Genomic DNA, 13,945 nt, shown 5'->3' on the forward strand with positions numbered 1-13,945 from the left:
TTTTATGATGGCTGGAACTCTTCTTTTAATGCCCGCATGGTACCCAGCACCAACAATGAACAGCTGTCCACCAGCATATCAATAGGAAGTTTATAACCGCCCAACATCCACTGCGTCGACATCGAATAACAGGCTCCATTGATGGCCTGCGCCACGGCAGCCGCAAATTCAAGAGTCACCGTCAATTCAGGGTTATCGCTCTTTATCCACTGCGCAGCGAATTGCGACATCATATCGTGATTGGCTTGACGCACCGTACTCACCCGCTCAATTCCATGCAAGCTTTCCACATACAGAACCCGCACCACGCGATCATCCTGCATAAACGTAAAATAGGCATTCAGACAGGTACGAATCCGGGCATCCATTTCAGTAGGCAGCTCAGGTAATTTGGCAATAAAGAAATCACGCAGCGATTCCACCTGCCTTTCATAAACCGCACAAAACAGCGCTTCGCTATCCTCAAACGATTCGTAAAAATAGCGCTCTGTAAGACCTGCCTCCTTACAGAGCTTGCGCACCGTCGCCCCACGAATTCCAGCGCGCCCAAACACCTCCAGCCCAGCCTCAAGGAAACGTTCTCGACGCTCGAGTTTGCGTTCGGGCTCGCTCAAACCACCATAGGTACGGTGTGATGTTTTTTTATCCAGATCTGAAGTCATGGCTGAATTTCACTACAAATAGACCTTGTAGTAAAGCAACACATCCGACCGCTCAGTGCAGACCGCTGAGCCACACCCGCAAAACGCGGCGTTGGTGGACGCAGATGATCAGCCCACCCAGAAAGATGGATGTTAATAATCCTGCTGAGCAATGGTAACTTTCATGCCATCCATATCATCGTTCAGGGTCACCTGGCAGGAAAGCCGTGAATTAGGCTGGTAATGCTCTGTACTGCTCACCAGTTGCAGCTCATCTTCGCCCGGCTTGTTCAATTTGTCGGCCCACTCCCCTTCAATATAACAATGGCACGAAGAGCAGGAACAAACGCCCCCGCAAATGGCCAGAATGTCGTCGTAGCCGTTGTCACGCAAGGCTTCCATTAAAGTGTCGCCTGACGTGGCATCCAGAGTGCTGACGTTTCCTGCAAGGTCTGTAATCTCAAGTGTTGGCATCTCTCTACTCCTACTTTCTTATTATCTTAGCCCGGTGAAATAACCTTATAAAGGGTGCAACAAATATCAAACACCTCTTGATTCAATCAGTATACACCGTATACTTTGGCAATAACAATTGCAATATTGCTTCATAAAAATAAAAGCGGCTGTAGAGGAATTCATAATGACCGAGCAACAAACCTGCATCATCATTGGCGCCAGTCACGCCGGAGCACAACTGGCTAACAGTGTGCGCAAAGAAGGCTGGCAAGGCCGCATTCTGGTGATTGGCGATGAAGCCATAGCCCCCTACCACCGCCCGCCCCTGTCCAAAGCCCTGTTGATGGGTGACAAAACTGCCGACCAGCTGGAAATCTTCAAGCCCACTGTGTACGACAAAGCAAACATCGAATTTCTGCTTAATACCCGCGTCGCCAGCATCAATCGAGCAGACAAAACCATCACACTTGAAGGTGGCAACACCTTGACCTACGACAAACTGGCGTTATGCACTGGCGCTCGTGTCCGCAAATTAGATATTCCCGGCAGCGACCTCAAAGGCGTCCATTATTTACGCACATTGGCGGATGCCGAGGCCATTCAGCGCGACGTCAGCGCCAACCGCAAAGCCGTAATCGTAGGCGGAGGCTACATCGGCCTGGAAACAGCCGCCTCCCTGCGCAAACTGGGAATGGAAGTGACGGTGCTGGAAATGATGAGCCGCGTTCTGGAACGGGTTACGGCGCCGGAGCTGTCCGACTATTACACCAAACTGCATGAATCACATGGCGTCAAAATCATCCTTAACGCACAAGCCCAAGCAATCCTGGGGAACGACAAAGCCCAACAAGTGCAGTGCAATAATGACCTGGTTCTGGATGCCGACCTGGTAATCATCGGTATCGGGGTTATTCCCAACACGGAATTGGCAGCCGCTGCCGGTCTGGTGGTTGAAAACGGTATACTGGTGGATGAATTCGCCTGCACCAACGATCCCGATATAGTTGCAGCCGGTGATTGCACCTTTCACCCCAACGACTTGCTAGGGTTTCACTTGCGCCTTGAATCCGTTCCCAATGCCATGGAGCAAGCCAAAACCGCTGCGGCCTCCATCTGCGGCAAACCAAAAGCCTATCATGCCCTACCCTGGTTCTGGTCCGACCAGTACGACATCAAACTGCAGATCGCAGGCTTCAACAAAGGCTATGAACGAGTCGTATTGCGGGGCAACCCCGACAGCAACCAATTTGTTGCCTGGTACCTGCAAGACAACAAAGTGCTGGCAGCAGACTGCATTAACAGCTCAAAAGAATTTATGCAGGCGAAAAAACTGATCGCTCAAAATATCACGGTAACCGATGCACAGTTAGCGGATACCAGCATTGAAGTAGCAAGCCTGGTAACGAACACATAAGTACAGGGAATTACTTTCAGCCCACATATTGAACTGGCGGCCTCACTACCGCAGAATGAAATCCTGGGTTGCTTTACCAGCCACCTGACCTTGAATTCCAGGAGTGAACCGCCCATGCAAAGGCAAAGCCTCATCCTCATCGGCATGCCCGGCGCAGGCAAAAGTACAATGGGCATTTTGCTGGCGAAAGAACTCGGCCTCGGCTTTCTCGACACCGATGTGGCCATCCAGGTAAAAGAAGGAAAAACCCTGCAGGAAATCCTTGAAGAGCGGGGGTATTTGGCGCTGCGTGACGTAGAAGAACAAGTACTTCTGGAAACAGACTGCCATCAAAAAGTGATCGCCACCGGCGGCAGCGCAGTTTACAGCGAAAAAGGCATGGCCTACCTGAAATCCTGCGGCCCCATCGTCTACCTTGATGTGCCACTGGAAGAGCTGCGACGCCGCATTCACAATTACGAGACCCGCGGCATTGCCCGCCGCCCAGAGCAATCCTTTGCCCACCTGTTTGAAGAACGGGCGGCCCTTTATCGCCAATACGCCGACATCACGGTGAGATGCGATCGCCACGGCCCGGGGGAAGTTATAAGCCAAGTACTTGAGGCGCTAGGGAAGCTAAACCCCGACGCCTGATTGCTCCTACTGCTGCCAATCCCTTAAAACACCACAATTATGCATTATAATTGCAATAATAATGCATAATTAATATACTCTACCCTCATAATCAGATGTAGCGTCCTGACTTAGAATAACCAACAACAAGTCAGATTTTCGATATCACCAGGATCAAGAGGGAGCAGTCATGTCGGAAGCGACAGCGGCAGACATTCTTAGCCGTATCAAGCCTTTACTGAACAAGCGTGTGGGCCCCTACAATAGCTGGAACCCGGTTTCCCGCACCCACATTTGGCAATGGTGCAGCGCCATGGGTGACAGTAATCCACTCTACCAAGATGACGCTTACCGCGCCCAACACAGCGAATTCAGTGGCGAAAAAGCCGTAGCACCGCCGACCATGATGCAGATGTGGTCTATGCGGGATGTAAACGGCAACGACGGCCCTGGCTCCACCACTGACAACCTCTACGAAATTCTGACGGCACTGGAACAAGAAGGTTACGAAGGGATAATGGCCGTAAGCTATGACCAAACCTTCCACCGTTATCTGGAAGAAGGCGATAGCGCCCACCATTACAGCACCATTGTGGATATAAGCGATCTGAAAACCACAGGCATGGGAAAAGGCTTTTTCGTAACTCAGTGGGCTGAGTTTCTGGATCAGAACGAAGAGCTATTCGCCGAAGCCAAGATCACCTACTTCAAATACCAAACGCCCAAACAACAACCCGCAGCCAAACAAGCCTCTGCTCCTGGCAAAATCAATCGCATCCATCCGGTGGAAAATCACGACCACGAACATTTCTGGCAAGGACTTAGAGGTGGCAAGCTGCTGATCCAAAAGTGTGAAGACTGTGGCGAACTCCGCCACCCTCCGCAACCCATGTGCGAACACTGCCAGTCCATTCGCTGGAGCACCATCGAATCCAAAGGCAAAGGCACTGTGTACACCTATACCGTGATGCACTATCCCGAAATCCCGCCGTTCGACTACCCCAATGCCATCGTACTGGTAGACCTGGAAGAAGGTGTACGCATCGTGTCACAACTGATTGGCACTAAACCCAATGACATCCATATCGGCATGGCGGTTGAAATGAAACTTACCGAAGTGCAGGAAGGCATGACATTGCCACTGTTTCACGCTGTCGACAAAGCATAAGGAGGACACCATGACTGCATTTAAAAACCTGTACGCCTCCGAGCTGTCTGTGGGCGACACATTACCTGAATTCGCATTACCCATTACCACCCGGTTGGTGGTATCAACCGCCATTGCCTCGCAAGACTTTCAAGACGTCCATCACGATAAAGCTGCAGCGCAGGAAAAAGGCACACCGGATATTTTCATGAACATCCTCAGCACCAACGGATTCGTTGGCCGCTACCTTACCGACTGGGCTGGCCCAGGCAGCCGCATCAAAAAGATACAGTTCAAACTGGGGGCTCCTAACTTTCCAGGGGACACCATGGTGATGAGCGGCGAAGTGATCGACATCAGCCAAGAGGGTGAACACACTCTGGCTCATGTTAATTTCAAAGGGAAAAACGGCATGGGTAATCACGTAAGCGGCGTTGCCGTATTGCAACTGGCGGCGGAGGATGGACAATGAGCAGCACACCGATAGACAACACATTGTCCCGCAAAGCAGCCATCGTTGGTATCGGCGCTACTGAGTTTTCCAAGGATTCTGGCCGCAGCGAAATGCAACTGGCCTGCGAGGCAGTAAAAGCCGCACTGGACGATGCCGGAATTAAAGGCAGTGACATCGATGGCATGTCCACCTTCAGCATGGACAACAACTGGGAAAACGAAATCCTCCGCCAAGTAGGCGGCAAGGAGCTCAAGTTTTTCTCCCGTACTGAATTTGGCGGCGGCGCGGCCTGTGGCCCCTTTGTGCATGCTGCTACCGCCATTGCCAGTGGCCTGTGTGATACGGTTGTGATCTACCGCGCCCTTAACGAGCGCTCCGGGTTACGCTTTGGCAGCGGCCAGATGATGAATAACAGTCCGCTTGATCCTAACATCATTAATTTCAGCCACTATTTCCCTTACGGATTCATGACTCCAGCAGCCTGGATCGCGTTCAGTGCACGCCGTTACATGCACGAATACGGTGCTACCAGCGAAGATTTCGGCCGGGTTGCGGTAGCGATGCGAGACTTCGCCGCCACTAACCCTAATGCATTCTTCTATGAGCGCCCCATCACGCTTGAGGATCACCAGAATTCACGCATGATCGCCGACCCACTGCGCCTGTATGATTGCTGCCAGGAAAGTGATGGTGCCGTGGCCTTTGTAGTAACGTCGGTAGAGAAAGCCAAGGACCTGGCCAACACCCCGGCCGTGATTGCCAGCGCACGACAAAGCATCGTGAAGGAATCGCGCATGATGACACCTTTCTATGGTGAGACCTTATCCGGCATTCCTGAATTCGATGCCTGCGCCAATGACGTATACTCAATGGCAGGGCTTTCACCGGCGGATATCGACATGGCTTGTCTTTACGATCACTTTTCACCGTGGGTTCTACCGCAGCTCGAAGCATTCGGTTTCTGTGATCGCGGCGAGGCCAAAGACTTCGTCAAGGATGGACACATCAGTCGCGGCGGAAAACTGCCGGTTAACACCCATGGTGGCCAGCTAGGTGAAGCCTACATCCACGGTATGAATGGCATTGCTGAAGCGGTACGCCAGATACGGGGCACGTCTGTGAATCAAGTGGCAAACGTCAATCATGTACTGGTCACTGCCGGTGCCGGCGTACCTACTGGCGCAGCAATTCTGGAAAGAGGCTGAGCATAATGAGCAACATACCTGAGGGTTTCAACCAGTCGGGCTATGCACCCTATTCCGATCGCTGCGGCCCGATACTGTACAAACGGGAAACCCGCGAAGATGGCACCCTGCAAGGAACGGTAGGCGTGTTATTGGATGAGCATCACATCGGCGGCAACAATCGAGGCCACGGCGGTTTGCTGATGACATTGCTGGATGAAGCCCTGGGTATGAACGCCTGCTTTCATCGCAACATGCAACCAGCCGTTACCGTTTCGATGAACACACAGTTTTTCGCCGCCATGAACATTGGTCAATTTCTGCAAGCCACCGGTAAAGTTACCCATTCCACCGCGTCAATGGCGTTTATGGAAGGGGAAGCCTGGTGCGGGGATGTGCTGGTGGGCCGCGCTACCGGTGTCTGGAAATACTTGAAGCCAAAATCATAAAAGGATCAACATGTACGACTTTACCGGTAAAAGCATTATTGTCACTGGAGGCAGCAAAGGAGTGGGCTTCGGTATCAGCCAGGCGTTTCTGGCAGCAGGTGCCGATGTTTTCATCTGTGGCCGCACCGAGCCTGATACCGTGCCAGAAGCCAACGGCAAGCAAGCCATTTTTTACCGTATCGACGTGCGCAAACCGGAAGAAACCCAATCCTTTATTGAGTCGGTTTTACACACCACAGGGCGACTGGATGTACTGATCAATAACGCAGGTGGCAGCCCACCGATTAATGCTGCGGATGCTCCCCCCAAGCTCACCGAGTCCATCATACGATTAAACTTAATTGCACCCATGATATTTGCCCAACAGGCATATCACGCCATGAGCAAAAACGGTGGCAGCATTATCAACATTGCCAGCGTATCCGGCGAACGCCCCTCCCCGGGCACTGCCGCCTATGGCGCAGCCAAAGCTGGGCTGATTAATGTAACCCGATCGCTGGCCCAAGAGTGGGGGCAAGACCAGGTGCGCGTAAACGCAATTATCGCAGGCCTGATCAAAACCGAAGCCGCTAACGAACACTATGGTGGTGCAGCCGGTGTAAAACTTATCGAAACATCACTGCCCATGGGGCGCATGGCTGTGCCCGAAGACATCGCCAATGCCTGCCTGTTTTTGGCCGATAGCAAAGCCGCCTATATCAGTGGTGCAGCACTGGAAGTGTATGGCGGTGGTGAACCGCCAAGCTTTCTGAAACTGGCACAGGAAGCGTATCAGATGGGTCAAAATTTCTGAGTAATACTGAACTCCATTAAATACATCGTTAGCTCGACCTCTATATCCGATCCGGCGTAGGGGCTATAGATTAACTTCGAGGGGTCGAGCGAATTACCAACATCAGCAGTACCGCCAGGCATGTCCAGTTCAGAACTCATATAGCCCAATGCAAAATCTATTACTGCTCCATTATCAAATTCCATACCTATGCCCGCGCCATAGAATGTACCTGAGCCTAATGGCAATAATGGTGTTAAACCATCGGACGGTAACGACGTTGGGCGATCCTCAATACCCAAACGCAGCACCGTAGTATCCGAATACTGATACTCCACCCCAACCGCCCAGTTCCAGGTGTCCTCCAACCCAAGGGGGAACGCTATGCGTGTCTTACCGGCAAGATCAGGTTGAATGATTTCCGCTAACCTCAAAAAATCCACCGGTTCCGAAAACTCCACCTCCAACACATCCCAGGCCGACCAACCGGCAAATTTATAATCCAGGTTCAGTTTAAATCTTTCGCTCAACTGGATACTGGCACCGAACATGTACTGCTCGGGCATGTCCATTGATATCTGCGCCTTTCCTTCTGTTTGATTTACCCCCTGAGGGAAAGACCATCCAAACACTCGCAATAACCCGTCAATTTGACCCGCCAATGACACCCCATTTCCGTCCTCCACCAGAAACGGTGCCAGGAAATTGTTCCAGTTTTCTCCATTGGTCCATCTAAAGTCGCCATCCATATCCATCGGAAAAGATGCGATATAGTTGGCCCCCAGGGTCAGCCAGTCGGTTGGGCTCCACAGCACCCCAAAATTAAAACCGGGCACCAAGCCATTCTCGACCTCAAACTCCAGATACGCTAATTGGTTGTACAAACCTAAGCGTTCCCCCTCACACAGCTCGGCAGCCACATCCTGAAAACCTATGAAATTATCATTTAGCGCAAACTCACACTGGCTCTGTAAATCTCCCAAAAATAATTGTCCGGCGTGGGGAGCTCGAATAGGCAGATCCATTCCGACCCCCACATAATTGAACGTCAGCGCCGCACCAATGGCTAACTGATCATTGATGTTCACCCCGATACTGGGGGAAAAGTAGGTGAGATGCATAAGAGAGAGGCGCTCCCCCATAAATCGCCCAGGGTCGTCTTCGGCTCGATAAAAGCCCACCATCATGGGTGCATATACATTAGTGCCAACCGTGTAGCTCTTACCAGCAGGCGCGTAGGAGGCACCCCCTAACGGGGCAATAATCACTGGCAGGTCAGTCATTCCCACAATCGGCAACATCAATGACGCACCTTCCGTTTCGCTGGTGGCGTTACGGGCCTCATCGTAAAAATAGCCATCATCAAACAGGCCTGTGGCTTCCATGGCTTGCAGTTGAGATTTGCGAGGCTCAACATAGTCGCCTATTTCCATCACCACCGAAAAATCCGCCGCCACCATCTTGAGCTGTAATGACCGACCTTTGATTCTGGCCAGGCCAGCTGGATTGAAATGAATTGAATCAATACCGGGAGGATCCGCCGTAACTGCATGCCCAAGGGACACCGCTTTGGCATTGCCAAGTGTGAGACTGTCTGCCACGACGGCATAAACGGTAGAGGTATAATTGAATATGAATGCACACAACACACAGCGCCAAACACGGGCAAATGGCGCCCTTGGGTTCAATAGATTCACTTGCTCACCTTGTCGGAAACAACAGAATCACCAGATCATTATCGAACCCAAAGCATTCCAACCACCGCCGCTCGGCAGCATTGGATAAGACTCGTACTTCCTTAAACAACCAAACCTGATGCCGTACTTTTTAATTAGTATTGATAATTGGCAGACAACCCCAAGAAATAGGATTCTACAGTTTGCAGTCCAGGGCATCCCGACTTCACCAATTGACCTGCTCGACACGTAGGCGTATCCACTGGATTACCCTCACTGTCGTAAGGTTGGTCAATGGTGTATTCCACCGAAGCATAATTAAATCCGATATCCAGAATCCATTTACCCACTTGTGCACCGTATCCAACGTAAAACGAATCTTGATAGTCGGCAGGCGGTGGCGTAAACGCATTTGTATAGGCAGGGGGGGTAGCGCTGTTACTGGCACTGTAACCAAAACGCAAATACTGGTGCAGTGTAAAATTCCATTCCACACCCAGACTTATGGTATCGGAATCATCCCAATTCAGGGTCTGACCTAACCGATCCAGGCCAGTAGCTTCAAAAATGGGCTCTTTTAGTTCTACGATAAAATCCTTGTTCGAATCAGAGTAGTAGGCACGCCGCCAATCCATGGCAAACAAAACTGATGGCGTTACCTGAAGCGCAATGCCAAACTCAATAGCCTCGGCAGTAGACCAGGAAATCTGCGAATCAATATCCGTTGCAATGCTCTCTGCCACTCCCAACAAATCATCGGTATTACGAATAGCTACTAACTGAGCCACTCCAGGAATGGAGTTCACCAGGTTCGCATAGTCTCCTACCGGAAGGCCGCCAAACGTTGTAATGGCGGGTGCCAGCAACATATTGGAATCCAACACCACATCTGTGGAGCCTTTCATGACCGTCGTGGTTTTGGTGCGATAAGAAGCGGCAACCGTGAAATAATCTGTCACGTCATAACTAACGCCCAGCAATACACCCGGGTTACCCACTCCATACATTTTGGAAGTGACCTGAGTGAATCCCAAGCCGTAGGATCCAACCGGCGAGTCTGGATCGGTAAACGCACCGGCAAAATCTTCTGTGGTTTGCTGCTCGAACATACCAAACGGAAAACGCAGGGAAACACCCAACTTTAATTTGTCAGTCACTCGATAGCTGAATGGGAAAGCCAGCTCGAAGATAGCCATGTTCACCATCTCCTCCCTGCCTTGGGATAAACATTGATCGTTATCGATTGCATCCGGGTCCAGCGTTACGCCACCGGAACCATCATTGATAATGACATCGCTGGGATCATAGGTGCAGGGCTTACCGGTTCCATAACGCTTGACGTCTTCGTAGCCACCACCAAACCCCAAAGCAAGATAAAAAGAAGCACCGTAGGAGAAATCGTTCGAGGCCTTCTCCACATATCCCCAAAAAGGTAAAGGCACCGCAATCCAAGGTGACTCCTGATATTCGTCCGGCCCGGCAAAGGAGCCTCCCAACTTTACAGCCAGCAACGTAAAAGCACTCTGATTTTGCGATGCCTCGGCTTCGACCAGATTGGCCGGGTTATGCAGCACAGCGGCCGGACTGTTGAGGTGCGCCACACCGGCCCCGCCCATACCCATGTTGCGCGCATCATACATTCCCGGCGCTTCCGGGTTCGCGTATCCCAGCATTGGAGATAACACACCGAAAGCAACCAGCCATAACTGCACATGCCATCGAGGCTTCATGACCGCCCCCAATGACAACACCATGCCAACATCAAGTGATTCACGTGATACATCAGCTCTCCTTGGCGGCATACAACCCAATCACCAGAAGGCCTAACGCGAAACCCGTGGAGCGATAGATCATGGAGCAGAAAATGAGGCGCCTTGAACGCGCATCGACCGAATGGTCACTTTCATGCTAAACCTCCCCCGGCAGCGACATCTGGGCGCCATAGGAGATCTCCCCTGTTCCTCTCATTCCAGCCAGTCCCGGTAGTGTTTCTTGTGTTAGTTGTTCTACCAGCTTTGCGCTTCTTATTTTTGTTCAGTAAGAGCACTGCTCTTACTGGTGTTCACTCTGTAACTGTAAACATAGTGTCCAATAGTAAATATATTTGCAATACGTATTGCAAATATATTTACTATTATCTTCATTTAATAGGTTGACCTGATTCTAAACCCTATCATTACAGTACGAATGTACCAGAATACAGCTCAATGTAGATCATGAAATAAACAAAACCCGATAAATGGTGAAATGCCTTGATCTTATCGGTAAACCCTATAGCCTGAGCTGAATTTTGTTTTGTCACTTATCTCAGATAGCTGGCCGAGCCTCACTAGACTAACTGGATAAGCATGACTTCACCTGTTCGAGTTCGTTACCAAACCATCGAGTTTGGCGGCATTGACATCCATATCTGCACCCTGCGTGATAATCAACAATTCCACGATCCCGACGGTATCGCTGAAAGCCTTGGCATATCATCCGCTGCCTGGCCCATATTTGGGGTGATCTGGCCATCCAGCCTGGTACTGGCCAATTACGTTGCTGATTACAAAACGGAAGGCCTGAGAATTTTAGAAATCGGCTGCGGTATGGCGTTATCCAGCCTGTTGTTGAACAAGCAAAATGCCGATATTACGGCCACCGACAATCACCCGGAAGCAGAGAGTTTTTTAGAAAGAAACACCCTGCTGAACGCAGGAAAACCCATCGAATACGAGCGCGTTGATTGGGCTGATTCGGCAGACACGCTGGGCCGCTTTGATCTGATTATTGGCAGCGACCTGTTATATGAAGATGACCACGTCAATTTGATATCTGATTTTATTGAAAATCACGCCAACCCAGCCTGTGAAATCATCTTGGTCGATCCCGGACGGGGACGCAAAAGCAAACTGAGCAAAAAAATGGCTGAGTACGGCTTCAGCAGTTTATATCTGAAGCCAGCCCACACCGAGTATCTCGAATCTGAATTCAAAGGCCACATTTTGCGCTTCAGTCGAGAGCCGCAAAACCAAAGCTCCTAAAATACTCGATTGGAAAATAATACATTCTAGGCAGGAAATTATGTCCGCAGGGGACTAATGCGGGCAAAAAAAAGCGGCTGGGGTTTTCACCGCAGCCGCTTTTCTTAGGCAAGGCTTACTTTGAGGTACGCTTGCGCTCGTTCTCTTTAAGTAACTTCTTACGAATGCGGATGGACACAGGTGTCACTTCCACCAGTTCGTCTTTATCGATAAAGTCCAGCGCCTGCTCCAACGAATATCGAATCGGCGGTGTCAGCACGATGTTCTCATCGGTACCTGCTGCACGAATGTTGGTCAGCTGCTTAGCCTTAGTGGGGTTTACCACCAAATCGTTGCCGCGGGAATGAATCCCAATCACCTGCCCTTCATACACTTCAACGGCAGGATCGATCATCAAGCGGCCGCGCTCCTGCAGGTTGAACAGTGCGTAACCCAGGGTTTTTCCGGTAATCATGGAGATCAGCACGCCGTTCTGACGCTTGCTTACTTCACCCTCTTTCATCTCTCCGTAGTGAGAGAAAGTGGAGTTCATGATGCCAGTACCGGAGGTGAGCGTAAGAAACTCTGAGCGGAAACCAATCAAGCCACGGGAAGGCGCAATGAAATCCATCCGCACACGGCCTTTACCATCGGGCACCATGTCGTTCATTTCTGCTTTGCGTAACCCCAACTGCTCCATGATCGAGCCCTGATGCTGCTCTTCAATGTCAATCATCAACTGCTCGAAGGGCTCCTGCTTTTCACCATCGATTTCTTTGATGATTACTTCAGGGCTGCCCACAGCCATCTCAAAACCTTCGCGACGCATATTTTCGATCAGTACGGACAGGTGCAGCTCACCCCGACCAGACACACGGAAACGGTCAGGACTGTCGGTGTCTTCAACGCGCAATGCAACGTTATGAATCAATTCTTTCTCTAAACGCTCACGGATATTGCGCGAGGTAACAAACTTACCTTCTTTTCCGGCAAACGGTGATGTGTTTACCTGGAAGATCATGCTGACGGTCGGTTCGTCGACGGTCAGCGGTGGCAACGCTTCTGGTTTTTCCGGCGCACACAGGGTATCGGAGATGAACAGCTCATCAATACCGGTAATGCAAACGATGTCGCCCGCTTCAGCTTCAGGCACGTCAACACGATCTAAGCCCATGTGTCCCATAATTTTCAGTATCTTACCGTTACGGACTTTGCCTTCGCGATCCACAACCTTTACTGGGGAGCCGGCTTTGATTTTACCGCGCTTGATGCGACCGATACCGATTACACCCAGAAAGCTGGAGTAATCCAAGGAGCTGATCTGCATCTGGAAGGGGCCGTCCAAATCCACCTCAGGGGGAGACACCTTATCCACCACGGCCTCAAACAATGGGCTCATATCTTCAGCCATGTTATCGGCATCGGTTCCGGCAATGCCATTCAAGGCAGAGGCGTAGATAACCGGAAAGTCCAACTGCTTATCGGTTGCACCCAAACGATCAAACAGATCAAATACCTGATCCATAACCCAGTCAGGACGAGCACCAGGGCGATCAATTTTGTTAATAACAACAATAGGGTTGAGGCCTTGAGCAAACGCTTTCTGGGTTACAAAGCGGGTCTGCGGCATGGGGCCGTCCACTGCGTCAACCAACAGCAGCACGGAGTCTACCATAGACATAACACGCTCTACTTCTCCACCGAAGTCGGCGTGCCCTGGGGTATCCACAATATTAATGTGGTAGTCATTCCAGCGAATGGCAGTGTTTTTGGCCAGGATGGTGATCCCGCGCTCTTTTTCCAAATCATTGGAATCCATCACACGCTCACCTTCGTCTTTACGACCCAAGGTGCCAGATTGTTGTAACAGCTTGTCAACCAAAGTAGTTTTACCGTGGTCAACGTGCGCGATGATGGCGATATTACGGATTTTCTCGATCACAAACTTACAGCCTCAGCCCAATACAGTACTTTAAGGCGGCGGAGTATACAGGAATTGAGTGTCAGCTGGGCAGCTAGTTCTTACAAATAGGCAACAAATTTACCCATTAGCGGGAGAGGAGCAGGAATTAGGGTGGAAGAAGCATGGCAAGGCTTGCCTAATCGGCTTCTTAGGCGGTTTCCTGACGTAAAAACAT

The 13,945-nt window shown here is 50.8% G+C and carries 13 protein-coding genes; 8 read left to right on the forward strand and 5 right to left on the reverse strand.

The genetic code is table 11. The features are described 5' to 3' along the window. Window positions 1–2: 2 nt before the first annotated feature. Complete coding sequence (locus Kalk_RS08215; protein WP_101893762.1) at window positions 3–662, reverse strand: TetR/AcrR family transcriptional regulator; 660 nt, start codon at window positions 660–662, stop codon at window positions 3–5. Between the two features lie 132 nt (window positions 663–794). Then, the gene (locus Kalk_RS08220; RefSeq protein WP_101893763.1) at window positions 795–1,115 is read right to left on the reverse strand and encodes a 2Fe-2S iron-sulfur cluster-binding protein; all 321 of its coding nucleotides are present in this window, start codon (window positions 1,113–1,115) and stop codon (window positions 795–797) included. Window positions 1,116–1,281: 166 nt separating this feature from the next. Between Kalk_RS08220 and Kalk_RS08225 the strand changes: the two genes are divergently transcribed. The 7 genes from Kalk_RS08225 (at window position 1,282) to Kalk_RS08255 (ending at window position 7,150) form a co-directional block, all read left to right on the forward strand. Next, a complete protein-coding gene (locus Kalk_RS08225; RefSeq protein ID WP_101893764.1) occupies window positions 1,282–2,511 on the forward strand; it encodes an NAD(P)/FAD-dependent oxidoreductase in 1,230 nt (409 codons plus the stop codon). A gap of 114 nt (window positions 2,512–2,625) precedes the next feature. Then, complete coding sequence (locus Kalk_RS08230) at window positions 2,626–3,144, forward strand: shikimate kinase (RefSeq protein WP_101893765.1); 519 nt, start codon at window positions 2,626–2,628, stop codon at window positions 3,142–3,144. Between the two features lie 169 nt (window positions 3,145–3,313). Further along, entirely contained in the window at window positions 3,314–4,291 is a 978-nt protein-coding gene (locus tag Kalk_RS08235) for a bifunctional MaoC family dehydratase N-terminal/OB-fold nucleic acid binding domain-containing protein (protein WP_101893766.1), read from the forward strand. 10 nt (window positions 4,292–4,301) lie between these two features. After that, complete coding sequence (locus tag Kalk_RS08240; protein WP_101893767.1) at window positions 4,302–4,742, forward strand: MaoC family dehydratase; 441 nt, start codon at window positions 4,302–4,304, stop codon at window positions 4,740–4,742. Further along, window positions 4,739–5,929: a lipid-transfer protein gene (locus Kalk_RS08245; RefSeq protein WP_101893769.1), complete on the forward strand. Its 1,191-nt coding sequence runs from the start codon at window positions 4,739–4,741 to the stop codon at window positions 5,927–5,929. Before Kalk_RS08240 ends, Kalk_RS08245 begins: the two co-directional genes overlap by 4 nt. A 5-nt stretch (window positions 5,930–5,934) precedes the next feature. Beyond that, window positions 5,935–6,357 (forward strand): PaaI family thioesterase, encoded by a 423-nt coding sequence (locus Kalk_RS08250; protein WP_101893771.1) that lies wholly within the window; start codon window positions 5,935–5,937, stop codon window positions 6,355–6,357. 10 nt (window positions 6,358–6,367) lie between these two features. Beyond that, on the forward strand, window positions 6,368–7,150 hold the full coding sequence (locus Kalk_RS08255; RefSeq protein WP_101893774.1) for an SDR family oxidoreductase: 783 nt from the start codon (window positions 6,368–6,370) through the stop codon (window positions 7,148–7,150). Here Kalk_RS08255 and Kalk_RS08260 read toward each other — a convergent pair. Then, entirely contained in the window at window positions 7,138–8,826 is a 1,689-nt protein-coding gene (locus tag Kalk_RS08260; RefSeq protein ID WP_101893775.1) for an OmpP1/FadL family transporter, read from the reverse strand. The two genes, Kalk_RS08255 and Kalk_RS08260, sit on opposite strands and share 13 nt — an antisense overlap. A 134-nt stretch (window positions 8,827–8,960) precedes the next feature. Further along, complete coding sequence (locus tag Kalk_RS08265; RefSeq protein WP_158643379.1) at window positions 8,961–10,535, reverse strand: OmpP1/FadL family transporter; 1,575 nt, start codon at window positions 10,533–10,535, stop codon at window positions 8,961–8,963. 618 nt (window positions 10,536–11,153) lie between these two features. Here Kalk_RS08265 and Kalk_RS08270 point away from each other — a divergent pair. Further along, entirely contained in the window at window positions 11,154–11,828 is a 675-nt protein-coding gene (locus tag Kalk_RS08270) for a class I SAM-dependent methyltransferase (protein ID WP_101893777.1), read from the forward strand. A 115-nt stretch (window positions 11,829–11,943) separates the two neighbouring features. On the opposite strand, the gene typA is transcribed toward Kalk_RS08270, so the two are convergent. Continuing rightward, entirely contained in the window at window positions 11,944–13,749 is a 1,806-nt protein-coding gene (typA, locus tag Kalk_RS08275) for a translational GTPase TypA (RefSeq protein ID WP_101893778.1), read from the reverse strand. Window positions 13,750–13,945 lie beyond the last annotated feature (196 nt).

The organism is Ketobacter alkanivorans (assembly GCF_002863865.1).
GTDB classification, from domain to species: Bacteria; Pseudomonadota; Gammaproteobacteria; order Pseudomonadales; family Ketobacteraceae; genus Ketobacter; species Ketobacter alkanivorans.

Coding starts and splice junctions, on each gene's coding strand:
- Kalk_RS08215 (WP_101893762.1), bottom strand. CDS start 662: ATGACTTCAGATCTGGATAAAAAAACATCACACCGTACCTATGGTGGT.
- Kalk_RS08220 (WP_101893763.1), bottom strand. CDS start 1,115: ATGCCAACACTTGAGATTACAGACCTTGCAGGAAACGTCAGCACTCTG.
- Kalk_RS08225 (WP_101893764.1), top strand. CDS start 1,282: ATGACCGAGCAACAAACCTGCATCATCATTGGCGCCAGTCACGCCGGA.
- Kalk_RS08230 (WP_101893765.1), top strand. CDS start 2,626: ATGCAAAGGCAAAGCCTCATCCTCATCGGCATGCCCGGCGCAGGCAAA.
- Kalk_RS08235 (WP_101893766.1), top strand. CDS start 3,314: ATGTCGGAAGCGACAGCGGCAGACATTCTTAGCCGTATCAAGCCTTTA.
- Kalk_RS08240 (WP_101893767.1), top strand. CDS start 4,302: ATGACTGCATTTAAAAACCTGTACGCCTCCGAGCTGTCTGTGGGCGAC.
- Kalk_RS08245 (WP_101893769.1), top strand. CDS start 4,739: ATGAGCAGCACACCGATAGACAACACATTGTCCCGCAAAGCAGCCATC.
- Kalk_RS08250 (WP_101893771.1), top strand. CDS start 5,935: ATGAGCAACATACCTGAGGGTTTCAACCAGTCGGGCTATGCACCCTAT.
- Kalk_RS08255 (WP_101893774.1), top strand. CDS start 6,368: ATGTACGACTTTACCGGTAAAAGCATTATTGTCACTGGAGGCAGCAAA.
- Kalk_RS08265 (WP_158643379.1), bottom strand. CDS start 10,535: ATGAAGCCTCGATGGCATGTGCAGTTATGGCTGGTTGCTTTCGGTGTG.
- Kalk_RS08270 (WP_101893777.1), top strand. CDS start 11,154: ATGACTTCACCTGTTCGAGTTCGTTACCAAACCATCGAGTTTGGCGGC.